The sequence below is a fragment of the Allobosea sp. genome (genome assembly GCF_030694325.1).
Taxonomy (GTDB): Bacteria; Pseudomonadota; Alphaproteobacteria; order Rhizobiales; family Beijerinckiaceae; genus Allobosea.
Map to the genome: position 1 here is coordinate 1 of NZ_JAUXYO010000176.1, position 22,470 is coordinate 22,470.

A 22,470-nucleotide genomic window follows, 5' to 3' on the forward strand; every position below is an offset into this window, starting at 1 on the left:
TACGAAAGGCTCTGCCAACACGGCAAAAAACCGATCGTCGCCATCACCGCAGTCATGCGAAAACTCATCGTCATCGCAAACGCAAAAATCCGTGACCTCCGTCTGTCAACACGCGAAGCGCAAGTGAGTTGATGACGGTGAGGCGTCGGGGAGAAGCCCGGGCAGTCTTGCACTCCCGCAAGATTTCGGATTGCCTGCCGGAGACCGTCGGCAGGGGCCCGCCATGACCACCCATCTCGCCTGGGACGATTTCCGGCTGGTCAAGGCCATCGCCGACCATCACGGGCTGACGGGGGCCGCCGCGGCGCTCGGCGTCAACCATTCCACCGTGTTCCGGCGCCTCGGGCAGATCGAGGAGCAGATCGGGCTGCAGCTCTTCGAGCGGCGCAAGACCGGCTATGTCGCCACCGTCGCCGGCGTCGAGATGGCGATGCTGGCCGCCCGCGTCGAGGACGACGTCGCCGCCTTCAGCCGCCGGCTCGCGGGCCGCGATCTCACCCCCTCCGGCGAATTGCGGATCACCACAACGGACACGCTCTATCTCAACCTGCTGCTGCCGATCTTCGCCGCCTTCCGCGCCCTGCATCCGGCAATCCGGCTCGACATCGTCATCGGCAATCAGGCGCTCAACCTGTCCAAGCGCGACGCGGACATCGCGATCCGCGCCAGCGACGCGCCGGGCGAGACGCTCGTCGGGCGCAGGCTCGCGACGCTGACCTGGGCGATCTATGGCAGCGCGCTCGGGACCTCACCCACCGACGAACCCGGGAGCCTGTTCGCGCGCGACTGGGTCGCGCTCGGCGATGCGCTCGGCCATGTGAAGGCGGCCCGCTATGTCCGCGAGAAGGTGGCGCCGGAGCGGATCGCGCTGAAGAGCTCGGCCGTGCTCGGCCTGGCCGAAGCCGTCGAGCAGGGGCTCGGCATCGGCCCCCTGCCCTGCTTCATCGCCGACCAGCGCCCGGGTCTGGTGCGGCTGCTGCCGCCCGATCCGGATTTCTCGACGGGCCTGTGGATCCTGACCCATCCCGACATCCGCAACGCCCCGCGCGTGCGCGCCTTCATGGACTATGTCGGCGGCGAACTCGCGAAGAAGCGCGGGCTGATCGAGGGGACGGCCGCATAGGCTCCAAAGCTTGCGGAGTTATCCCGGAAACCGCGTCGTCATCCCGGGCTTGCCCCGGGATCCATCGGAGGGCTCTGGAGCGCTAGGATGGATCCCGGAGCGGCGCTGCTTCGCAGCTTGTCCGGGATGACGGCGTGTTTCCGCGCGAAGCGAGCGCTAGCCAATTTCCACCACGACCCGCCCCCTGACCTTCCCGTCGACGATGGCGCGGGCGGTGTCGATGACGTCGGTCAGCGGGATGCGCGTGGTCATCAGGGCGAGCCGGTCGCGGTCGAGGTCGGCCGCCAGCCTCGCCCAGGCCTCGAGCCGGCGCGGCTTCGGGCACATCACCGAATCGATGCCGAGCAGGGATACGCCGCGCAGGATGAAGGGCGCGACGGAGGCCGGCAGGTCCATGCCCTGGGCGAGGCCGCAGGCGGCGACGGCGCCGCCATATTTCGTCATCGACAGCAGGTTGGCGAGCGTGTGCGAGCCGACGGCGTCGACGCCGGCGATCCAGCGCTCCTTGCCGAGCGGACGGCCGGGTGCCGACAATTCGGCGCGGTCGATGATCTCGGCGGCACCGAGGCTCTTGAGGTAGTCGGCCTCTTCGGGGCGGCCGGTCGAGGCGATGACGTGCCAGCCCGCCTTGGCGAGCAGCGCGACCGCCACCGAGCCGACGCCGCCGGCGGCACCCGTGACGACAACCAGCCCGTCGACGGGCTTGAGGCCGTGCTTCTCCAGCGCCAGCACGCAGAGCATGGCGGTGTAGCCGGCGGTGCCGATCGCCATCGCCTCGTCGGGGTTGAGGCCCGCGGGCAGCGGCACCAGCCAGTCGCCCTTGACCCGGGCTTTCTGGGCGTAGGCGCCCAGATGCGTCTCGCCCGTGCCCCAGCCGTTCAGCACGACGAGGTCGCCCGGCTTGAAGTCGGGATGCTCGGAGCTCTCGACGCGGCCGGCGAAATCGATGCCGGGGATCATCGGCCAGCGCCGGACCACGGGGGCGCGCCCGGTGAGCGCCAGCCCGTCCTTGTAGTTCACCGTCGAATGCGTGACACGGACGGTGACGTCGCCCTCCATCAGCTCGCTCTCGGCGAAGTCGGTGAAGGCGAGGTCGGGGCCGGTCTCGCCCTTGGTCGCGACGAGGGCCTTGAAGGTGGTCATGGGCTGCCTTCCAACGTCAGTCCCCTCAGCCCTCATCCTGAGGAGCGATCGCAGATCGCGTCTCGAAGGATGGTTCAGGAGGCTCCGGAAGCAGCTGGAGCATCCTTCGAGACGCCGCTTCGCGGCTCCTCAGGATGAGGGCTGAGGAGTTGGCGGCGCAGATGAGGCGAGTTGACCTTGGCCGGCCGCCGTTCGCAACCCCGCGCGGCTTTCGCCTTTCGTCAGGCCGGTTGCGGCACCGCGCGCTCGACCGGCTTCTCGACGATCGGCAGGTTGATCAGCGCCGAGACGATGCCGAGCGCGACCGAGAGCCACCAGACGACGAGATAGGAGCCGAAGGCCTCGTAGAGCAGGCCGCCCAGCCAGACCCCGAGAAACCCGCCGACCTGATGCGAGAAGAAGGCGAAGCCATAGAGCATCGCCATGTATTTCGTGCCGAACATCAGCATGACCAGCGAGGAGGTCGGCGGCACCGTCGAGAGCCAGAACAGGCCGATGACGACGCCGAACGCGATCGAGGTCGCCGGGCTCGGCGGCAGCAGGATGAAGACCGCGATCGCCACCGAGCGGCCGAAATAGATCCAGGCCAGCAGATGGCGCTTGGGCATGCGCGTCGAGAGCCAGCCCGAGGAGAGCGAGCCGACGGCGTTCGCCAGCCCGATCACCGCCAGCGTCCAGCCGCCGACCCAGGCCGCCAGCCCCATATCCTTGAGATAAGCCGGCATATGCACGGTAATGAAGGCGAGCTGGAATCCGCAGGTGAAGAAGCCGAGCACCAGCAGGACATAGCTGCGGTGCCGGAAAGCCTCGGCCAGCGCCTGGGCGATCGACTGGTTGGGCAGGTTGGCGGCCGAGGCTTGGACCGCGCCGCCTAGCTTGCGCGTCGACAGGAAGATCGAGATCGGCAGGATCGGCAGCAGCGTCAGCGCGAAGACCATCAGCGCCTGGTTCCAGCCGATCTGCTCGATCAGGATGTTGCCGATCGGCGGGTAGAGAAACTGGCCGAAGGAGCCCGCCGCCGTACCCGCGCCGAACGCCATCGGCCGCCAGGATTCGGGCAGGAGCTTGCCGAAGGCGGCGAGCACGAGGTTGAAGGAACAGGCGGAGAGGCCGAAGCCGATCAGCACGCCGGCGCCGAAATGCAGCTGCAGCGGCGTGGTGGCGAGCGCCATCACGACGAGGCCGGCCGCATAGAGCAGGGCGCCGACGCAGAACACCTTGACGATGCCGAAACGGTCGGCGATGGCGCCCGCAAAGGGCGCACCCAGCCCCCAGAGCAGGTTCTGGATGGCAAGCGCCAGGCCGAAGGTGTCGCGCCCCCAGCCGAACTGCACCGTCATCGGGATCTGGAACAGGCCGGCGCTGGCGCGCGGGCCGAAGGTGATCAGCGCGATCAGGCAGCCCGCCGCGACGATGATCTCCGGCGCATGGCTGCGCCCCGGGGCGGGGCTCGAGGCGAGGCTCATGGACAGGTCTCCGGCGAGGCTGACGTGTGGCTGCACGATAGCGCCGAACACGACGGTACGATAACGCGATTTCGTGGCATGGCGCATCACGCGGATGCATGGGAGGGCGGCGATTCCCTGCTCACGGACACCAGTCCGGGTCATCCCGGGCGACCGCAGGGAGACCCGGGATCCATGCCGAGGCCTCACCGGAAAGCGCTCCGGAATGGATCCCGGGTCTTCGCTGCGCTCCGCCCGGGATGACCCGACGACCAGCGTAAAGGCCCACTCCGTCCCGCCGTTAACCCCCGCTCAACCCTACCGGGGTGATAACGACATCATGCGAAAGCGCGCCGGTCGCGCGCCCGTCGCTGCCCTGTGTTCGTGGTGGGTGTGCGGTTTTGAGTCATTTGCGGTTACGGCGGCGGACCAGACGGATCGGATCGACCGGGCTCAGATGGGCCCTGTCGACGGTCGCGCCATGGGCCCTGTCGGCGGGGCTGCTGGTCTCGTTTACCGCCTCGGCCGGCCAGAATGCCGGTCTCGACACGCTGCCCACGACATCGCTCTTCCGCACGCTGCCCGGCCCGGCCTCGGAACTGGAGGAAGGCCCCTCGCTGCTCGTGGCGGCCAGCGCCTTCCGCCTGCCCGGCCTGTCGCTGAGTTCGGCCATCCACAAGGCGCATCTCTCCTTCGACGATCCCGAGCGGCGCTTCGTCATCGATCCGCGCCAGCCGCGCGAGGAGATGAAGCGCAGCGCCAAGGGCTTCCCCGAGGTCGACCGCACCGCCAAGGGCGATCCGCTGCCGCGCTTAAGGCCGGGCCTCTCGGCGCGGGGACCGCGCGAACTCGAGCAGGTCGTCTTCGGCGACACCCAGCCGGGGCTGATCTCGGGCGGCTTCTCGCTGGAAGCGATGCGCGAGGCGGAGGGCATCATCGGCCCGCCGGTCGGCTTCGAACCCCATTCCGACGAGCAGGGCCTGACCGACCCGGCCCTCTCCGATTCCTCGCCGGACGCGCTCGCGGCCTCGGGCGTCTCGCCCTATGGCAATGTCCCGCGCACGCTCGACGGCGGCACGCCCGGCGTCGCCGCGCCGCTGGCGCAGGCTTCGACGACGCCCTCCGTCAACTACAGCGTGACCACGCTGGTGCCGGCGCTGCTGCCCCCGGCGCCGGAGCCGCCCGGCCTGCTGGCGCGTGCCCCCGCCTCGCCGCTGCGGCGCGGCGCGCTGCCCGAGAGCGGCGCACGCGAGATCTATACCGGGCTGATCCCCGCCGCCGACATGGCGCGCCAGCAGCGCTGCCTGGCGGAGGCGGTCTATTTCGAGGCGCGCTCGGAATCCGACGAGGGCCGCGCCGCGGTGGCGCAGGTCGTGCTCAACCGGGTCAAGAGCCCGCTCTATCCCGACAGCGTCTGCGGCGTGGTCTACCAGAACAGCCACCGCTACCTGGCCTGCCAGTTCACCTTCACCTGCGAGGGCAAGTCCCTGCGCATCACCGAGCCCGGCCCCTGGCGCGACGCGGTCCGCATCGCCCGCGAGGTCTATGAGGGCACGACCTATCTCGCCGAAGTCGGCGCCTCGACGCACTACCACGCCCAATATGTCCGCCCCTACTGGGCCAAGAAGCTCAAGAAGATGGACACGATCGGCCAGCACATCTTCTACAAGCTGCGGCCCGGGCAGACGTGAGGGGGGCGCTCTAGCGCGAACAATCAGATGGCAACAGAACGCAAATCGGGCGAGCCTGAGATTGGGGTACGACGGCATCGGTCTGAGCCTCGGCCAGGAGAAGTCTCATGACGGGCATCAAGCCGAGCGATCTGATCCTCCTTGACTGCGAAGTCGGGCTGTCGGGAGGAGGTGTCGCAGCTCTCCTGACGGTTGCCACGATCGAAGAAATTGAGCGTAGGGAATCCCGGATCATCACTCTTCTCATGAGGACTGACGAGGCCGCGACGATGTCGCGCTTTCTTGCCGAAGCCGCGGAGGCGGCGGGCATGGGAGCGCCCCCGACAGACCAGAGGCAATGACTGATCGGCTGATCACGACCTCACGCACCCGCTTTGTGTTAGCACCGCCGCCCGCCTGGTAGCTCAGCTCGACCGTCTCGATCGAGGCCCAGGCGAACCGCTCGCGCATCTCGGGCACGTCGTTCAATGACAGGATGAATCGGCCTCGAAGGCGCTGTAAAGCGGCGCTGGGGTCTTCGAAGTCCGATCGCTCGAACAATCCCCAGCCATGGCCGTGCTCGGTGCCGCGATGGGGCGCGTCGAGACGGACATGCGTCTTCGGGCGGCGCTCCCTGCAGGTTGAGCCGCTGAACCCTCGGGCTCTCCGTCAGGTCAGGGCCACGCCTCGCGGTCCGTCGCATGCGATCCATTTTTCGCCGGCCGGTTATCCTTTGTGCTGACGCAGCGTGCAGTTCGGGCCTCGATTCACGGATTGTTAAGGCGCTGGGCCGATCTCCCATCGACCGCCCGGAGATCATCGAACTTGACCACCCTGTCCTCCTCGCTGGCCGCGGCGTTCATGGCCGGCTCGCTGGCTTCGGCACATGCGCCCGTGCCGGCTTCCGCCACGGCACCACGCGATCTGCTGTTCGCCTGCATGGAAGAGCAGCGGGTGCTGCCGCCCGCGCTGCGGGCCGCCACTTGCCAGTGCTATGTCGAGAAGGCGCAGGCGCCGCTGTTCAGGATGGAAGCGGCTTTCGTCTCGGCGGCCACATTGTCGCTCTGGCGCGGCAACCTGATCAAGGAATGCCTGGCCACCGAACGTGACATCCAGCAGCGCGCCAAGGAGACGCCTGCGCGCGGAAGCCGCGACATCTACTGAGTCCCGCGCTTGGGCGTCGGACGGCGGGGCCCTCGAGATCGGCAGGCCCCTCCCACGCTCTCGACCGGGGCCCTCCCCGAGCACCGGCTTCGCCCGGAGTTGGCGGCGCGCGCCGGAACAGCGCTGGCAAAACGGCGTTGCACCCGCGAAGGGAGGCGACATGCCGCGCTATTTCATCACCAGCGACGACGGTTCGGGCCCGGAGCGCGAGCCCGAACCGCTGGAGTTTCCCGACGAGAAGACGGCGACCGACGACGCGCAGCTGGCGCTGGCCGAGATGGCGGTCGAGGTTCTGCCGCGAGCGCGGCAGGCGGCCCTTTCGGTGAGCCTCGACGACGAGGCGGGCGAGGCGGTCTACCGCGCCTCGGTAACGATCGAGGCGCGCCGCGGCGAGGAAATCCGTGCCGCCGACGCGGCGCACGATGCGGCGGCCGACACCGTGGCGGAGCTGATCAAGGGGCGCTGACTCGTTGTCGGCCGAGCGACGCGCGCCGAAATCCACTCAAATGCCCGCGATCGGCTTCACGCAACGTCAAACTGCATGAAGATGCTGCAGGGCCGTCGCTTGGTTAATTTTACCTTGTTTCGGCGTTTACCTTGCGTTCATCACTGTTTCCCGGCTTTCTCCGCCCCACAGAGCGGCGCCCGACGCCGCGGGTTTGGGGACGGGTTGTCGACCATGGCGAAGAAGGCTCTCACCGTTTCGGCTTTCGCAGCACCCGCCGTCTCGGCGGCCCTGCTGCTGAGCGTGTCCGCGGCCCAGGCTGGCGGCTGCTACGGCTCCTCCTGCCGTCCCGCCCCCTGCCAGGGCACGGCCTGCTACAACCTCGTCGAGACGCCCCCGGTCTATGGCTCCATCGCCGAGACGCAGATCGTGCGGCCGGCCAAGACCTATCGCCGCATCGTCCCGGCCGAATACGACTACGTCACCGAGAAGGTGATGATCCAGCCGGCCCGGCAGATCCCGCACCACGTCCCGGCGCAGTACTCGTCCATTCAGGAGAAGGTCCTGGTCTCGCCCGGCGGCAAGCGCTGGGAGGTCACCACGGACGCCCATGGCCGCACCACCGGCTGCTGGGTCTATGACAAGCCGGAATATGGCTACCGCCAGCGCACGGTCGAGGTTTCGCCGGCCCGCGTCGAATACGAGACCGTTCCCGCCGTCTACACCCAGCGCCAGCGCAAGGTGATGGTGCGGCCCACCCAGGTGCTGCACGAGACCGTGCCGGCCGTCACCGAGACCCGCCATCGCAAAGTGCTGGTGAGCCCCGGCTCGAAGCACTGGCAGAGGGCCGGCTACTGAATTTCGACTTGAGACGTTTGTGAACTGACGACCTTTGACTACGGAAAAGACCACTCAACCCCGGCTTCGGCCGGGGTTTTTTATGGGCCAGCCATACCTCAACACTCCGCGTCATCCTGGGCTTCGCACAGCGAAGACCGGGATCCATCATCGGGCGCTCCCTCTGGAGAGGGATGGCGCCCGATGATGGATCCCGGCCTGCGCCGCTTTCGCGGCTTGTCCAGGATGACGATCGTGGTTTTCGATAGAGGGTGGTGACTCTCGCCGTAACAGCCGCGGGGCGCCCTACCCCAGCCCGCCCATCAGCAGCGCGAGCACGCCGACGCCGAGAAAGAACGCGAGCAGGCGGGCGGGCATGGCGACGAGCGCGCCCGGCGAACGGCCGAGCGCGAGGCCGGCTGCGATCTCGGTCAGGCCGAGCCCGAGCAGAACGAGGATGAAGGGCGGAAAGCCGGCGGAGGGCGCAAGCCAGCCCGCCTTGAAGACCAGGGCGACGAGGGCGCCGAGCGCGACACCGAAGGCGATGAAGACGAGCTCGACGCGCGAGAACCGCATGAAGCGGCTCAGCGCCGGCGGAAATTCTGGTTGCGCGGCGGGCCGCTGGGCGCGGGGCCGGCGGTCTTCTGGCGGAAGTTGATGCGGCCGCGATCGAGGTCATAAGGCGACATCTCGACGACGACGCGGTCGCCGGCGATGGTGCGGATGCGGTTCTTCTTCATCTTGCCGGCCGCATAGGCCAGGATGATGTGGTCGTTGTCGAGCTTCACCCGATAATTGCCGTCCGGCAGCACTTCGACCACCGTTCCGTCGAATTCGAGCAGTTCTTCTTTAGCCATTCTGTCGTCCTTCGTGTGCCCGTTGGCGCAGGGAACGGACCGGCCCCTCGAGGCCGGCCCGTCCCGGTTCTGGCTCGTCGCGCGTCAGTTCGCGCGCCGCCGGGCGCCGTTGGTGCGTGGTTGCTGTGTTCTTTGCTGCAAGAACGCGACGCCGCCAAGTCCTTCCTTGGCGGAACCAGCGTCTTTTCGCGCAGCCGGCGCGTCCGTGCGCTGCGGCCGCTCGCTGCGCGGCGCGTCAGACCGCGGACCGCCATGCGCCGGCTTCGCCGACTGCGGCCGGCCCGAGCGCTCGCCCTGCCGTTCCCCCTGGGACCGACCCTGGTCGCGACCGCCGCCGCCCTGCTGGCCGCGCCCACCGCGACCCTGGTTCTGGGGCGGCTTCTTCGGGGTGCGGCCGTCCCAATACGGCACCTCGCCCATGGGCGTGATGGCGATACGGGTCAGCTTCTCGATGGCGGCGAGGTCGCCGCGCTCTTCGGGCGTGCAGAAGGCGATCGCCATGCCCGAGGCGCCGGCGCGCGCGGTGCGGCCGATGCGGTGGACATAGGTCTCGGCGACGTTGGGCAGGTCGAACTGCACGACATGGCTGATGCCGTCGACATCGATGCCGCGGGCGGCGATGTCGGTGGCGACGAGGATGCGCAGCTCACCGTCGCGGAAGGCGCCGAGCGCCCGCTCGCGCTGGCCCTGGCTCTTGTTGCCATGGATGGCGGCGGATTTGATGCCGGAGACCTCGAGCTGGCGGACGACCTTGTCGGCGCCGTGCTTGGTGCGGGTGAAGACGATGGCGCGCTCCATCTCCGGCACGCTCAGGGTCTTGGCCAGCAGGGCCGGCTTCTCGCCCGGCGAGGTGAAGATGACGCGCTGGTCGATCTTCTCGGCGGTCGTGGCCACCGGCGCGACCGAGACCTCGACGGGGTCGCTCAGATAGGCCGAGGCGATCTCGCGGATCGGCTTGGGCATCGTCGCCGAGAACAGCAGGGTCTGGCGCTTCTTCGGGATCAGCGTGGCGATCCGGCGCAGCGCATGGACGAAGCCGAGATCGAGCATCTGGTCGGCCTCGTCGAGGACGAGATACTCGATCTCGCGCAGCGAGACGGCGCGCTGGTCGACGAGGTCGAGCAGGCGGCCCGGCGTGGCCACGAGGATGTCGACATGCTGGCCGAGCGCGCGGATCTGCTTGCCGACCGGCACGCCGCCGAAGACGACGGCGGACTTGACGGTGGTGAACTGGGCATAGGCGCGGATCGAGGTCTCGATCTGGGCGGCGAGCTCACGCGTCGGCGAGAGGATCAGCGCGCGCACCTGGCGCGTCTCCATGCGGCGCGGCTGGCTGAGCAGCCTGTGGATCAGCGGCAGGGAGAAGGCGGCGGTCTTGCCGGTGCCGGTCTGGGCGGCGCCGAGGAGATCGCGGCCCTGGAGGATGTGGGGAATCGCCTGGGCCTGGATCGGCGTCGGCGTGGTGTAACCTTCGGAAGCGAGCGCCTTGAGAAGCTGCTCGGCCAGGCCGAGGTCGGTAAATTGGGTCAAAACAGGTCTTTCCGGACGCCGCGACGCAAGGGGCACATGTGGGTCTCGGCTGTGCCGCCGGATTGCGCCCGGCCTTTGAATATTTGATCTGTCCCGCCGGCGAACCGCTAAGCCACAGCGCCGGAAGGTTTCGTGCGTGAACCAGGCCGGCGCGGGGCCGGCCTGGAGAGTCTAAGGGCCTCAGGCGACGGCGAGGTTGCCGGCCGAGGACTTGCCGGTCTTGCGATCGGCGACGAGCTCGAACGACACGACCTGGCCTTCGACCAGCTCGCGCAGCCCGGCGCGCTCGACGGCGGAGATGTGGACGAACACGTCCTGCCCGCCATTCTCAGGGGTGATGAAACCGTAGCCCTTGGTGGCGTTGAACCACTTGACGGTGCCCTTGTTCATATCGGTCGTCCTTACGTTCAGATCCGCGTATATCAGGAAGACACAGCGCGGCGCGCGGACGCCTGCCATGGTCTCGTAGTCGATGTGTGGTGGATCTGAATCGTGCCCGCCGTCCGAAACGGACCGCGCGGAGGATGGCCAGAACCCGGCCGCATCTCGTCTTACATGGAGATGCCTAGCACAAAACGCAACGCGGGTCCAGCGGCGGTAGTGTCTCTGCCATCTGAGCGGCAGGCGCGGCGACATCATTCTGGATCGACCAGGCGGACCACCCCTCTGATCGACCTGGATCGTGCCTGGGCCTTCACCGCGCCCATGTCGGTTTCTGGCAAGCCAAGCGGGCGTCCTGAGGGAGACGGCAGGGTCTTCGTGAGCCCGCCGCCCTCCCTATCGACCGATTGGCCCAACTCAACGCGGGCAGACCGCTCCCGTCTCGCCCCAGGCCTTGAGCAGCGCGCCGAACTGATCCTGCGTGCCGGGCGCCGGCTGGCGGCCGGGGCCGGGGCGCCAGGCCCAGCCGACGAGCGAGTCCTCGGCGACATGCTTGATCAGCGCGGCCATGTCGCGGCTGCCATTGCGGTTGGGGTCCTTCAACTGCTCGCAGATCTGGCCGAGCGTCTTGCCCTCCCAGGCCATCGAAGCGGGGGCCAGCGCCCAGTGGCCGTCGCCGGGCACGCGCGCGGGATCGAAGTTCTCCTTGCCGTGGCAGGTCGAGCAGGCCATGCCGGGTGCGCCATGCCCATCCTTGCCGCGCACGACCAGCGGCTGGTGCGGGCGCTGCGCATCGGTCTGGCGCGGGCGCTCGGTCGCCGGGTGGCAGTTCACGCAGCGCGGATGCTGCAGAACCTTGCCCATCTCGGTGAAGATCGCAGCCGAGCGGGCCTCACGCTGGGCGATGGATTGGAAGCTCTCGACCGGTCGCAGGGTTCCTGCCGGCGGCGTCGGAGTCTGCGCCGTGGTGATGGCCGTGCCTGCGAGCGCGAGCCCGAGGCCGGCGACCGCGGCAAGAGCAGTCTGTCGCAGCATCAGACCATCCCTCCGACCATCGGCAGTTGGCGCGGGCGACCCTGGCCGAGACGCGCCAGCGCATTCGCCACGGCGGGCCCGATCGGCGGGACGCCTGGTTCGCCGACGCCCGTCGGCTTCTCGCTGGAGGCGATGATCGCGACCTCGACCTCCGGCATCTCGTGGATGCGCAGCGAGCGATAGGTGTCGAAATTGGTCTGGACCGGCTTGCCCTTGTCGAGCGTGAGTTCGCCATAGAGCACATGGCCGAGACCGAAGCCGATGCCGCCTTCCATCTGCGCACGGATGATGTCGGGATTGACGGCGATGCCACAATCGATCGCGCACCAGACCTTGTGGACCTTCGGCTCGCCGCCCTCGCCCAGCGAGACCTCGGCGATCTGGGCGACAAAGGAGCCGAAGCTCTCCGCCACCGCGACGCCGCGGGCGCGGCCGTTGCCGGCATCGGGGCCGGTCCATTTCGCCAGCTCCGCGACGGCCTTCAGCACCCCAGCCAACCGCGGTTCCTTGCCCATCAAGGCGAGACGCCCCGCGACGGGATCCTGCCCCGCCGCCTGGAGCAGTTCGTCCATGAAGCACTCGACCGCATAGGCGGTATGGGTGTGGCCGACCGAACGCCACCAGAGCGTCGGGACGCCGACCTTGGCGGTATGGACCTCGCAGCGGAAATCCGCGACTTCATAGGGCAGTTCGTTGGCGCCCTCGACCATGGTCGCATCGACGCCGTTCTTCACCGTCATCGCCTCGAAGGGCGTGCCGAGGAAGAAGGACTGGCCGACGATGGCGTTGGTCCAGGCGGTGATCTTGCCGTCCTTCACAGCGCCGCGCATGCGGTGGACGAAAAGCGGGCGGTAGTAGCCGCCTGCGAGGTCGTCCTCGCGGGTCCAGACCAGCTTGACCGGCCGGTTGGGGCCGATCGCCTTGGCGCACATGGCCAATTCCGCCGCCAGATGCTGGCTGACCTGGGCGCGCCGGCCGAAGGAACCGCCGGCCAGCATGGTCTCGAGTTGCACCTTCTCGGGCGGCAGTTCGAGGATCGTGGCGATGGTCTGGTGCTCGGTGGTCTGGAACTGGCTGCCGAAACGGGCGAGCGCGCCTTGCGCGTTCCATTCCAGATAGCCGTCGAGCGGTTCCATCGGCGCGTGCGCCAGATAGGGGAACACGTATTCCGCCTCGATCACGCGCTCGGCCTTCGCGAGCACGGCCTGCGCATCGCCATGGCTGCCGGCGACGGTGCCCGGCGTGCGGGCGAGCGCGCGGTACTCGGCGACGAGTTCGGCGCTGCCGCGCGTCTCGGCCTCGCTCTCGTCCCAGACGACCTTCAGCGCCTCGCGGCCCTTGATGGCCGGCCACATGCCTTGCGCGTAGACGGCCACCCCCGAGCCGATCTGCTTCACGTCGACCACGCCCTTGACCTTAAGGGCGTCGGCCGCGTCGAAGCTCGCGACCTTGCCGCCGAAGCGCGGCGGGCGGGCGACGACGACCGTCAGCATGCCGAGCGCGCTGATGTCGATGGTGAACTGCGCCTTGCCACGGGCCTTGTCGGCGCTGTCGAGGCGCTTCACCACGCCCTCCTTGCCGATCAGTCTGAACTGGGCCGGCGGCTTCAGCGGCACGTCAGTAGGGGCTGGCAGTTTTGCCGCAGCATCGGCAAACTCGCCGAAGCGGCCCTGCTTGCCGGAGGCGTGCTTGAGCACGCCGGCTTCGATGACGATCTCACCGGCCGGAACCTTCCAGGCCTCGGCGGCCGCCTGCACCAGCATGATCCGGGCGGTGGCTGCCGCCTTGCGGATCTGCTCGAAGGAGTTGGCCATGGCCGTGGAACCGCCCGTGCCCTGAACGCCGAAAGCGAGATTGGCGTAGAGCTTGACGTCAGCGGGCGCGTGCTCGGCGCGCATCTGGCCCCAATCGGCGTCCATCTCCTCGGCCACGAGCGTGGCGAGACCGGTGAAAGGCCCCTGCCCGAACTCGATATGCTTGACCAGGACGGTGACGCTGTTGTCGGCAGCGACGCGGATGAAGGCGTTGGGCGCGAAGCTCGCCGTGCCGCCGGGACGGAAGGCCTGTGCCGCGCCTGACTGGGCGCGGGCCGCCTTGGGCAGGTTCAGCGCGATGATGAGGCCGCCGGCACCGGCCAGCAGCGAGCGGCGCGAGAGGGTGAGGTCGTGGGCGGTCATGCTCAACCCTCCAGGCTACGGGCGGCGGCGTGGATCGCCGTGCGGATGCGGGCGTAAGTGGCGCAGCGGCAGATATTGCCGTTCATCGCGAGGTCGATGTCGCGATCGCTCGGCTTGGGATTTTCCTTGAGCAGAGCGACCGCGCTCATCACCTGTCCGGACTGGCAGTAGCCGCACTGCGGAACATCGATCGTGTCCCACGCTGCCTGCACGGCCCGGGCCTCCTTGCCCTCGAGCGCCTCGATCGTCGTGACCTTGCCTTCGACGGCCGAGACGGGCGTGACACAGGATCGCACGGGCTGTCCGTCGATCCAGACCGTGCAAGCCCCGCATTGGGCGACGCCACAGCCGAATTTCGTACCGGTGAGGCCGATATTGTCCCGGATCGCCCAGAGAAGCGGCGTATCGGCATCGACATCGACGGTGTGCGAGCGTCCGTTGACGGAAAGTGTGTGGGCCATGGCTGCCTCGCGAAACGGGATATGTGGTGTTGAGAACCGGAACGACACGCTGGCGCGGGGGTTAACTTGCGAACCCCTTCCGCCCTAGCATGGACAGCGGCAGCCAGCGCGGCTACCCAGATTGGACTGTCTGGATGGTTTCAGTCTATTTGGTATAACGACAGAGACTGGAATTCGTCAAGCCTGAAATGAGCAGCTCACGAGAATGTTGCCCGGCTCTGCCGGAGGAGGCCACAACCCGTATCGAGCAGATCGCCGACGCGGCGCTGCGGCGTTTCGTGCGCTATGGCTTCAAGCGCAGTTCGATGGACGACATCGCGCGCGAAGCCGGCCTCGCCAAGGCGACGATCTATCTGCACTTCAAGGGCAAGGACGACGTCTTCCGGGCGATGATGGCGCGGTTTCTGGCGCAGGTCGCCGCACGCTGCGAAGCCGTGATGGCGCAGCCTCTGCCCTTTCCCGATAAGCTTTCTGCCCTGATGCTCGCGCATTTCGGCGCCGGCTACGCCGCTTTCGGCGATGGCGAACACCTGCTCGAGCTCAAGACGGTGATGGCAAGCATCGCGACGCAAGAAGCGCAGGCCTTCGAGCACATCTTCTGCAACCATGCGACGGCGTTGCTCACCCATGCCGCCGCGCAAGAAATCTCGCTGGGGGCCCTGACGCCCGGGCAGATCGTCGAGACGATCGCCCACGCCGCGATCGGCGCGAAGATGGGGCCGCAACCGTCGCTCGAAACCTATGAAGCGCGCCTGCGCCAGATCGCGGTGCTCGCGGCGCAGGCGGTGGCGAAGCGGTAGACGCCGCCATTTCCGGGCGTCAGCCCGCATGAACACCTCCCTCGCCTAACCATCACGACCTCGAAGCGTCGTTCCAGCTTGTTCCCGTTTTGGGAACATGATATCGATCGTGCATGCAGGTGATCGCGCGCCGGACTTTACGCGAGTTCTGGGAGCGCGAACCGCACGCCGAGATGCCCTTGAGGGTTTGGTACGCCATTGCCAACAAGGCGAGTTGGGCTGGCCCCGGGGACATCAAGGCTCAGTTTGGAGCCACGGTCGATTTCGTTGGCGACAACCGAGTCATCTTCGATATCGGCGGCAATAAATATCGGCTGATCGTCCACTTCGCCTATGCCTACCAGCGAGCGCTGATCAAATTCGTGGGGACTCACAAGGAATACGACCGGATCGACGCGGGGACCGTGTGATGCAGATGGATATGCGAGCGATCCGCACCGAAGCGGATTACGACTGGGCGCTGGCGGAGATCGAGCCCTATTTCGAGCAGCCGCCGGAGCCCAATTCGCCCGAGGCGGACCGCTTCGACATCCTCGCCGCGCTCGTCAAGGTCTATGAGGACGAGCACCATCCAATCGACGCGCCGGATCCGGTCGCGACCATCCAGGAGTGGATGGCTCGGCGTGGTCTGCGCCAGAGGGATCTGGCGGACCTCTTCGGCTCAAAGTCGCGCGCTTCCGAGGTGCTCAACCGCAAGCGCCCGCTGACGATGGAGATGGTGTTCAGACTCAGCAGGGACTGGGGCATCCCTGCCGAGGCTCTGATCGCGCCCTACGATCTCGCGGCCTGAGGCGCGCCGCTAGCGGGCGGGGTTCAGCCCTCTTTCGCCCGCACCGCGCCAAGCGCCGCCTGGGCGGCGGCCAGCCGTGCGATCGGCACGCGGAAGGGCGAGCAGGAGACGTAGTCGAGGCCGACGCTCTCGCAGAAGCCGATCGAGGCCGGATCGCCGCCATGCTCGCCGCAGATGCCGAGCTTGATGTCGGGCCGGGCCTTGCGGCCGCGCTCGGCGGCCAGCTTCACCAGCTCGCCGACGCCCTCCTGGTCGATGGTGACGAAGGGGTCGGCCGCGAGGATGCCCTTGGCGGTGTAGGCACCCAGGAAAGAGGCGGCATCGTCGCGCGAGATGCCGAGCGTCGTCTGGGTCAGGTCGTTGGTGCCGAAGGAGAAGAACTCGGCGCTCGCCGCGATCTCCTCCGCGCGCAGCGCGGCGCGCGGCAGCTCGATCATCGTGCCGACCTGGTAGGTCAGCTCGACCTTGCTCTCGGCCATGACCTCCTTGGCCATGGCGTCGATGCGCGCCTTGACGAGGTCGAGTTCGGCCACGCCCATGACGAGCGGCACCATCACCTCCGGGATCACGGCCTTGCCGGTCTCGCGGGCGGCGATGACCGCCGCCTCGAAGATGGCGCGGGCCTGCATCTCGGCGATTTCCGGGTAGGCGATGGCGAGGCGCACGCCGCGGAAGCCGAGCATCGGGTTGAACTCGTGCAGCTCGGTGGCGCGGTGCTTCAGCGCCTCGGGCGTGACGCCGAGTGCCTGCGCGACGGCGGCGATCTCGGCCTCGCCATGCGGCAGGAACTCGTGCAGCGGCGGGTCGAGCAGGCGGATCGTCACCGGCAGGCCGCTCATGATGGTGAAGAGCTGGACGAAGTCCTGGCGCTGCATCGGCAGGAGCTTGGCGAGCGCGGCGCGGCGGCCCTTGTCGTCGGCGGCGAGGATCATCTCGCGGACGGACTGGATCCGGTCCGCCTCGAAGAACATATGCTCGGTGCGGCACAGCCCGATGCCCTCGGCGCCGAATTCGCGGGCGGTGCGCGCGTCGTCGGGCGTCTCGGCATTGGCGCGGACCTTGAGGCGGCGGACCTTGTCGGCCCAGCCCATCAGCGTCGCGAATTCGCCGGAAAGTTCCGGCTTCTGCATCTTGACCTCGCCGAGCAGCACCTGGCCGTTGCCGCCGTCGATGGTGAGGACATCGCCGGCCTTCAGCACGGTCTGGCCCACGGTGAGCGTGCCCTTGGCGTAGTCGACGCGGATCTGGCCGGCGCCGGAGACGCAGGGCTTGCCCATGCCGCGGGCCACGACCGCCGCATGCGAGGTCATGCCGCCGCGCGTGGTCAGGATGCCTTCGGCGGCGTGCATGCCGTGAATATCCTCGGGACTCGTCTCGACGCGCACGAGGATGACCTTGCGGCCGGCCTTGCGGGCGTTCTCGGCCTCGTCCGAGTTGAAGACGATCTCGCCGGCGGCGGCGCCGGGCGAGGCCGGCAGGCCGGTCGTCAGCACGCGGCGCTCGGCCTTGGGGTCGATCATCGGATGCAGGAGCTGGTCGAGCGCACCCGGCTCGACGCGGCCGACGGCCTCCTCCTGCGAGATCAGGCCTTCGGTGGCTAGTTCGACCGCGATCCGCAGCGCCGCCTTGGCGGTGCGCTTGCCGGACCGCGTCTGCAGCATCCAGAGCTTGCCCTCCTGGATGGTGAACTCCATGTCCTGCATGTCGCGGTAATGCTTCTCGAGGATGCCGTAGATGCGGCAGAGCTCGGCATAGGCCTCCGGCATCGCCCTCTCCATCGAGGGCTTGTCGGAGCCGGCCTCCTTGCGGGCAGCCTCGGTGATGTCCTGCGGGGTGCGGATGCCGGCGACGACGTCCTCGCCCTGCGCGTTGATCAGGAACTCGCCATAGAGCGCGTTCTCGCCGGTCGAGGGATTGCGGGTGAAGGCGACGCCGGTCGCCGAGGTGTCGCCCATATTGCCGAAGACCATCGACTGGACGTTCACCGCCGTGCCCCAGGCGGCGGGAATGTTGTTGAGCTCGCGATATTTGATCGCGCGCGCGTTCATCCAGGAGGAGAAGACGGCGCCGACCGCGCCCCAGAGCTGGTCGCGCGGGTCCTGGGGGAAGTCGCTGCCGAGCGCCTTCTTCACGATGTCCTTGTACTTGCCGACGAGGATCTTCCAGTCCTCGGCACCGAGATCCGTGTCGAGATGGAGGCCCTTGCGCTCCTTGTAGTCCTCGAGCGCCTCCTCGAAATGGCCGTGGTCGACGTCGAGAACGACGTTCGAATACATCGTGATGAAGCGGCGGTAGCTGTCCCAGGCGAAGCGCGCATCGCCCGAGGCTTTGGCCACCGCCTCGACGGTCACGTCGTTGAGCCCGAGATTGAGGACGGTGTCCATCATGCCCGGCATCGAGGCCCGGGCGCCGGAGCGCACGGAGACGAGCAGCGGGTTGGCGGGGTCGCCGAAGGTCTTGCCGGTCAGCCGGCCCATCTCATCCAGCGCGGCCTGGGCCTGCGCCTCCAGTTCCGGCGGGAACTGCTTGCCATTGTCGTAGTACCAGGTGCAGACCTCGGTGGTGATCGTGAAGCCGGGCGGCACCGGCAGGCCCAGATTGCTCATCTCGGCGAGGTTCGCGCCCTTGCCGCCGAGCAGGTTCTTCATGCCCGCTTCGCCCTCGGCCTTGCCGTCGCCGAAGGTGTAGACCCACTTCCCACCAGCCATCGTCCCAGCCCCCTTCACATCACCCAGACCGCGCAAAAACGCAGCGGTCGGCGAATGGTTCGCGTGCGCTGCAACAAAGGCGCCGCGGCGTGGTCATGCCGAAAAGCGCGTGAACAATCAATGCGCCGATGGGCCATGTCCGCTGCGGACGAGCCTCATCGCCCCATCGCCCTCGCCTTCTTGGGCCAGCGCAGCGGCCAGGCGACGATGCGATCGGGCACGTCTTCATCCGGCACGTCGTCCTCGCTGGCAAAGACACGGTTGCGGACCGCGACGCCGGCCTCGACCACAGTCTCGGGATCGCCTGAGACGAGCGGGTGCCACCAGGGCAGGTCGCGGCCCTCGGCGACGAGGCGGTAGGCGCAGGTCGGCGGTAGCCAGGGCAGCGTGCGGACGTCATGGGGCGTCAGCGTCACGCAGTCGGGCACCTTGGTCGAGCGGTTGACGTAATCCTTGCAGCGGCAGGTGCCGGCGTCGAAGAGGCGGCAGCCGATGTCCGTCGCGTGGATGGCACCGGTATCCTCGTCCTGAAGCTTGACCAGGCAGCAGCGGCCGCAGCCGTCGCAGAGCGATTCCCACTGCTCGCGGTTCATCGCCTCGAGCGGGGTCGTGCGCCAGAAGGGCTCGTCGGGGTTGGGATCGTCGGCCATGGGGCCTTATGCGACGCGACCGGCCGGGATGGAAGCGCGGGCGATGACGCATCCACGGACGGGCGGGCGGCGTACCGAAACGGGACAGGCGCCGTGGCAAGGAATCTGCTGTCCCAGCATTTCGCGTCCGGCCTCTGGCATGGGCGCGGCAAGAGGATATCTATGTCCGGTCCGGCGGGATTATGATGGCGGGCTGGCCGGAGTGTAGCAGAACCGTGGCGCCGTCGATCGGGACGGCGGCTTTCGGCGGAGTCCCAGGACGGCGATGGAATTCAGGAAGGCAGGCTGGACGACCCGACTGAAGCGCTTCGCGCTGGCGGTCGATTCATGGGTCGATGCCGGCCTGTGGGGCGCAGCGCGGCGTGCCGGCGAGGTCTATGAGCGCATCCGCAGCTTCATGGACCGGCTGACCGTCACCGGGGGGCAGCGGCTCGCGGCGGAATTCGCGAGCGAGGGGCTGAATGTCGGCATCGCCGGCTCGCTGGTCCTGCTGGCGCTGGCGATCCCGTCCTTCCATGAGGGGCGCGAGGAGGCGTTGAAGCATCAGGTCTTCGCCGTCACCTTCCTCGATCGCTACGGCACCGAAATCGGCCATCGCGGCGCGCGTCACGACGACTCGCTGAAGCTCGAAGAAATGCCGGACCATCTGCTCAAGGCGGTTCTGGCGACGGAAGACCGCCGCTTCTACGACCATTTCGGCATCGACCTGATCGGCACGCTGCGCGCCGTGACCGTCAATGCGCGCGCCTCCGGCGTGGTGCAGGGCGGCTCGTCGCTGACGCAGCAGCTCGCCAAGAACCTGTTCCTGACCAATGAGCGCTCGCTCGACCGCAAGATCAAGGAAGCCTTCCTGGCGATCTGGCTCGAGCAGCGGCTGACCAAGAACGAGATCCTGAAGCTCTATCTCGACCGCGCCTATATGGGCGGCGGCACCTTCGGCGTGGCGGCCGCGGCGGAATACTATTTCGGCAAGTCGGTGCGCGACGTCACGCTGGCGGAAGCCGCGATGCTGGCCGGGCTGTTCAAGGCACCGACCAAATACGCGCCCCATGTCAACCTTCCGGCGGCGCGCGCGCGGGCCAACGACGTGCTCAATGCGATGGTCGATGCCGGCTTCATGACGGCGGGCCAGGTCGACAGCGCCAAGCGCAATCCCGCCACGCCGATCGACCGGCGCCGGGACACCAGCCCCGATTACTACCTCGACTGGGCCTTCGACGAGATTCGCCGGCTCGCCGACGACGGCAGGATCGGCCCCGAGCGGGTTCTGACGGTGAAGACGCCGCATGATCCGGCCATCCAGGAGCGGGCCGACGAGGCGATCGAGTCGATCCTGCGCCAATATGGGCCAGGCTACCGCGCCAAGCAGGCGGCGACGGCCGTGCTCGAAACCGACGGCGCGGTGCGGGCGCTGGTCGGCGGGCGCGACTACGGTGCGAGCCAGTTCAACCGCGCGACCGCGAGCCTTCGGCAGCCCGGCTCGTCCTTCAAGCCCTTCGTCTATGCGGCGGCGATGCAGGCCGGGCTCTACAAGCCCAGCACGGTCGTCACCGACCGGCCGGTCTGCATCGGCAACTGGTGCCCCAACAATTACGGGCGCTCCTTCGCGGGTTCGATGCCGCTGACGGTGGCGCTGGCGAAGTCGATCAACACGATCCCGGTGCAGATGTCGATCGCGCTGGGCCAGGCCACCGGCGAGACCCATGTCGCGCGCGCGGCTCGGATCGGGCGGCTGAAGATCATTGAGACCAGCCGTGCCATGGGCCTCAACTCACCGCTGACCGACACGGTATCCCTGCCGATCGGCGCGGCCGAGGTCACGGTCATCGACATGGCGGCGGGCTATGCCGTCTTCGCCAATGGCGGCCAGCGCGCGCGGCCCTATGCAGCGATCGAGATCCGCAACTCGCATGGCGACGTCATCTACCGGCACGACCGCGACGAGCCAGAGCCGGCCCGTGTGCTGAGCACGCAGGTGGCGCAGGAGATGAACTTCATGCTCTCCAAGGTCCCGACCGAGGGCACGGGCCGTCGTGCCGCGCTCGAGGGTGTCGTCACCGCAGGCAAGACCGGCACGACCAATGGCTACAAGGACGCCTGGTATGTCGGCTATTCCGGCAACCTCGTCGGCGCGGTCTGGTACGGCAACGACGATTCGTCGGAGACCGCGAACATGACCGGCGGCTCGCTGCCGGCCATGACCTGGAAGGAAATCATGCAGTTCGCCCATCGGGGTCTCGAGCTGAAGCCGATCCCGGGCGTGGCGCCGCCCGATCCCAAGGCGGCGACGGTCGCGAAGGCGCAGGCGCCCGCGACCGCGATCGCCGCCGGTTCGGGGCCGGGTGCCGGCCACATGCCGCGGCAATCCTTCGAGGTTCTGTCGGCGGTGGGCGCGATGTTCAAGACGATCGAGGCGCCCCGTCGCATCGGCGGGCGCCTGCAGGTCGGGATCCGCGACGTGTCCGCGGCGGGCGGGAACAGCGCCATCCGCTGAGCGCGGCGGGCGTCCGGTTGACGGGCCGCAGCCGGCTGGTTCAACTCCCGCGCCGGCCGACATGGACGGTTGCTTCCGAAGGCAGGGCATTGCGAGTCTTCCATCTGGCCTATGTGATCGCGCTCGGCGCCGGGCTGGGGCTGGCCTCGGCCCATTTCGCCGTGGCCGGGCGGCCTCTGCTCGGCATGGTCGAGATCGGCCCCTGGGCGGCCTGGCCCCGCAGCGGCAGCCGCGACATCGACCCCTATCTGCGGGCTTACCTCGCCCGCGGCGTGCATCTGCCGCTGGGCGCGGGCGAAGGGCTCGAACTGATCGCCGAACGGGACGACGAGGGGCGCGGGCTCGACGGGCGCTGCCGCTATCGGCTCACCGGCCAGATCCCGACGACGCGCGGCTGGACGCTCAGCGTCACCGACACCGACGGACGCAACTTCCGCCTGCCGCTCGATCGCAACAGCTTCACCGATGCCGAGGTGGTGCGCGCAGAAGACGGCGGCCTCCGGATCGCGGCGGCGTCCTGGCCCCAGCCCGGGGACTGGCTCCCCCTTCCGGCGAGCGGGCGTTTCCAGTTCCGCCTGCGGCTCTACGATACGCCGATCGCCGCCCAGGCCGGCGAGACGCGAGCGGAGAGCCTGCCGCGGATCGCCCGGATGGACTGCTCGTGAGCGCCGCCGACGCACCCTTGCCGCCGCGGGCGCCGCCGGCCGCCCGGCCGGTTCCGCTGATGGACCGCCTCGGCGCGTCGCTGCGCCGCCTGCTG

General features: G+C 68.3%; 22 protein-coding genes. 11 read left to right on the forward strand and 11 right to left on the reverse strand.

Going from position 1 to position 22,470, the window contains the following annotated elements; all coding sequences use genetic code 11:
- Positions 1–223: 223 nt before the first annotated feature.
- Positions 224–1,123: a LysR family transcriptional regulator gene (locus tag Q8M82_RS10875; RefSeq protein WP_305691374.1), complete on the forward strand. Its 900-nt coding sequence runs from the start codon at positions 224–226 to the stop codon at positions 1,121–1,123.
- A 156-nt stretch (positions 1,124–1,279) separates the two neighbouring features.
- Here Q8M82_RS10875 and acuI read toward each other — a convergent pair whose 3' ends face one another.
- Both acuI and Q8M82_RS10885 read right to left on the reverse strand, forming a co-directional pair.
- Positions 1,280–2,266, reverse strand: a complete 987-nt coding sequence (gene acuI, locus Q8M82_RS10880) for an acrylyl-CoA reductase (NADPH) (protein WP_305691375.1) — start codon at positions 2,264–2,266, stop codon at positions 1,280–1,282.
- A 221-nt stretch (positions 2,267–2,487) separates the two neighbouring features.
- Entirely contained in the window at positions 2,488–3,732 is a 1,245-nt protein-coding gene (locus tag Q8M82_RS10885; RefSeq protein WP_305691376.1) for an MFS transporter, read from the reverse strand.
- Positions 3,733–4,112: 380 nt separating this feature from the next.
- Here Q8M82_RS10885 and Q8M82_RS10890 point away from each other — a divergent pair, with 380 nt between their 5' ends.
- The 5 genes from Q8M82_RS10890 to Q8M82_RS10910 all read left to right on the forward strand — a co-directional run bounded on the left by Q8M82_RS10890 (position 4,113) and on the right by Q8M82_RS10910 (position 7,848).
- Positions 4,113–5,402 carry a cell wall hydrolase gene (locus tag Q8M82_RS10890; RefSeq protein ID WP_305691377.1) on the forward strand — a complete coding sequence of 430 codons (1,290 nt, stop codon included), beginning with the start codon at positions 4,113–4,115 and terminating at the stop codon, positions 5,400–5,402.
- A gap of 107 nt (positions 5,403–5,509) precedes the next feature.
- On the forward strand, positions 5,510–5,743 hold the full coding sequence (locus Q8M82_RS10895; RefSeq protein WP_305691378.1) for a hypothetical protein: 234 nt from the start codon (positions 5,510–5,512) through the stop codon (positions 5,741–5,743).
- A 463-nt stretch (positions 5,744–6,206) separates the two neighbouring features.
- Complete coding sequence (locus Q8M82_RS10900; RefSeq protein WP_305691379.1) at positions 6,207–6,545, forward strand: hypothetical protein; 339 nt, start codon at positions 6,207–6,209, stop codon at positions 6,543–6,545.
- 160 nt (positions 6,546–6,705) lie between these two features.
- The gene (locus tag Q8M82_RS10905) at positions 6,706–7,011 is read left to right on the forward strand and encodes a DUF6894 family protein (RefSeq protein ID WP_305691380.1); all 306 of its coding nucleotides are present in this window, start codon (positions 6,706–6,708) and stop codon (positions 7,009–7,011) included.
- Positions 7,012–7,224: 213 nt separating this feature from the next.
- Complete coding sequence (locus Q8M82_RS10910) at positions 7,225–7,848, forward strand: hypothetical protein (protein ID WP_305691381.1); 624 nt, start codon at positions 7,225–7,227, stop codon at positions 7,846–7,848.
- A gap of 285 nt (positions 7,849–8,133) precedes the next feature.
- Here the strand turns inward: Q8M82_RS10910 and Q8M82_RS10915 are convergent, their stop codons facing one another.
- The 7 genes from Q8M82_RS10915 to Q8M82_RS10945 all read right to left on the reverse strand — a co-directional run bounded on the left by Q8M82_RS10915 (position 8,134) and on the right by Q8M82_RS10945 (position 14,268).
- Positions 8,134–8,403, reverse strand: coding sequence for a hypothetical protein (locus Q8M82_RS10915; RefSeq protein WP_305691382.1), 270 nt, complete (start codon positions 8,401–8,403; stop codon positions 8,134–8,136).
- 8 nt (positions 8,404–8,411) lie between these two features.
- Positions 8,412–8,684, reverse strand: a complete 273-nt coding sequence (gene infA, locus Q8M82_RS10920; protein ID WP_305691383.1) for a translation initiation factor IF-1 — start codon at positions 8,682–8,684, stop codon at positions 8,412–8,414.
- Between the two features lie 84 nt (positions 8,685–8,768).
- On the reverse strand, positions 8,769–10,214 hold the full coding sequence (locus Q8M82_RS10925) for a DEAD/DEAH box helicase (protein WP_305691384.1): 1,446 nt from the start codon (positions 10,212–10,214) through the stop codon (positions 8,769–8,771).
- Positions 10,215–10,394: 180 nt separating this feature from the next.
- A complete protein-coding gene (locus tag Q8M82_RS10930; RefSeq protein ID WP_066724499.1) occupies positions 10,395–10,604 on the reverse strand; it encodes a cold-shock protein in 210 nt (69 codons plus the stop codon).
- Between the two features lie 408 nt (positions 10,605–11,012).
- Positions 11,013–11,630, reverse strand: a complete 618-nt coding sequence (locus Q8M82_RS10935) for an Isoquinoline 1-oxidoreductase subunit (protein ID WP_305691385.1) — start codon at positions 11,628–11,630, stop codon at positions 11,013–11,015.
- A complete protein-coding gene (locus tag Q8M82_RS10940; protein ID WP_305691386.1) occupies positions 11,630–13,807 on the reverse strand; it encodes a xanthine dehydrogenase family protein molybdopterin-binding subunit in 2,178 nt (725 codons plus the stop codon). Before Q8M82_RS10940 ends, Q8M82_RS10935 begins: the two co-directional genes overlap by 1 nt.
- Before the next feature lie 2 nt (positions 13,808–13,809).
- Complete coding sequence (locus Q8M82_RS10945) at positions 13,810–14,268, reverse strand: (2Fe-2S)-binding protein (protein WP_305691387.1); 459 nt, start codon at positions 14,266–14,268, stop codon at positions 13,810–13,812.
- Between the two features lie 188 nt (positions 14,269–14,456).
- On the opposite strand from Q8M82_RS10945, the gene Q8M82_RS10950 reads away from it, so the two are divergent.
- From Q8M82_RS10950 to Q8M82_RS10960, 3 genes are all read left to right on the forward strand, one after another.
- Positions 14,457–15,068, forward strand: coding sequence for a TetR/AcrR family transcriptional regulator (locus Q8M82_RS10950; protein ID WP_305691388.1), 612 nt, complete (start codon positions 14,457–14,459; stop codon positions 15,066–15,068).
- A 113-nt stretch (positions 15,069–15,181) separates the two neighbouring features.
- The gene (locus Q8M82_RS10955; protein WP_305691389.1) at positions 15,182–15,478 is read left to right on the forward strand and encodes a type II toxin-antitoxin system HigB family toxin; all 297 of its coding nucleotides are present in this window, start codon (positions 15,182–15,184) and stop codon (positions 15,476–15,478) included.
- 5 nt (positions 15,479–15,483) lie between these two features.
- Positions 15,484–15,858: a helix-turn-helix domain-containing protein gene (locus tag Q8M82_RS10960; RefSeq protein WP_305691390.1), complete on the forward strand. Its 375-nt coding sequence runs from the start codon at positions 15,484–15,486 to the stop codon at positions 15,856–15,858.
- Positions 15,859–15,881: 23 nt separating this feature from the next.
- Here Q8M82_RS10960 and ppdK read toward each other — a convergent pair whose 3' ends face one another.
- Positions 15,882–18,566: a pyruvate, phosphate dikinase gene (gene ppdK / locus Q8M82_RS10965; RefSeq protein ID WP_305691391.1), complete on the reverse strand. Its 2,685-nt coding sequence runs from the start codon at positions 18,564–18,566 to the stop codon at positions 15,882–15,884.
- Positions 18,567–18,721: 155 nt separating this feature from the next.
- Entirely contained in the window at positions 18,722–19,216 is a 495-nt protein-coding gene (locus Q8M82_RS10970; RefSeq protein ID WP_305691392.1) for a YcgN family cysteine cluster protein, read from the reverse strand.
- A gap of 265 nt (positions 19,217–19,481) precedes the next feature.
- On the opposite strand from Q8M82_RS10970, the gene Q8M82_RS10975 reads away from it, so the two are divergent.
- Positions 19,482–21,710, forward strand: coding sequence for a transglycosylase domain-containing protein (locus tag Q8M82_RS10975; protein ID WP_305691393.1), 2,229 nt, complete (start codon positions 19,482–19,484; stop codon positions 21,708–21,710).
- Between the two features lie 89 nt (positions 21,711–21,799).
- Positions 21,800–22,375, forward strand: coding sequence for a DUF1214 domain-containing protein (locus Q8M82_RS10980; protein ID WP_305691394.1), 576 nt, complete (start codon positions 21,800–21,802; stop codon positions 22,373–22,375).
- The last annotated feature ends 95 nt before the right edge of the window (positions 22,376–22,470 follow it).